We start from the raw sequence: 421 nt of genomic DNA, 5'->3' as shown, positions 1-421 counted from the left end.
CCAGATTTGAGGAAATCAAGAAGGAAGTATCCTCATACATCAAGAAGATTGGCTACAACCCAGCTGCTGTCGCTTTCGTGCCCATTTCTGGATGGCACGGAGACAACATGTTGGAGCCTTCAACCAAAATGCCTTGGTTCAAGGGATGGCAGGTGGAGCGTAAGGAAGGCAAAGCTGACGGAAAATGCCTCATTGAAGCTCTCGATGCCATCCTGCCACCTGCCCGCCCCACTGACAAGCCCCTGCGTCTTCCCCTGCAAGACGTATACAAAATCGGTGGTATTGGTACCGTGCCCGTCGGCAGAGTTGAAACTGGTGTGTTGAAACCAGGTACCATTGTTGTCTTTGCCCCTGCCAACATCACTACTGAAGTCAAGTCTGTAGAGATGCACCACGAAGCTCTCCAAGAAGCTGTACCTGG

The 421-nt window shown here is 51.5% G+C and carries 1 protein-coding gene; it reads left to right on the top strand.

Annotation, left to right across the window (positions count from 1 at the left end; all coding sequences use genetic code 11):
• The coding region (locus F0L68_RS45855; protein WP_240543051.1) for an EF-Tu/IF-2/RF-3 family GTPase at nt 1-421 on the top strand (421 nt) is incomplete at both ends.

The sequence above is a fragment of the Solihabitans fulvus genome (assembly GCF_008386585.1).
Lineage (GTDB): Bacteria > Actinomycetota > Actinomycetes > Mycobacteriales > Pseudonocardiaceae > Solihabitans > Solihabitans fulvus.
The sequence above is the reverse complement of the archived record's forward strand: the minus strand, read 5'-3'. Positions and strand labels throughout refer to the sequence as shown.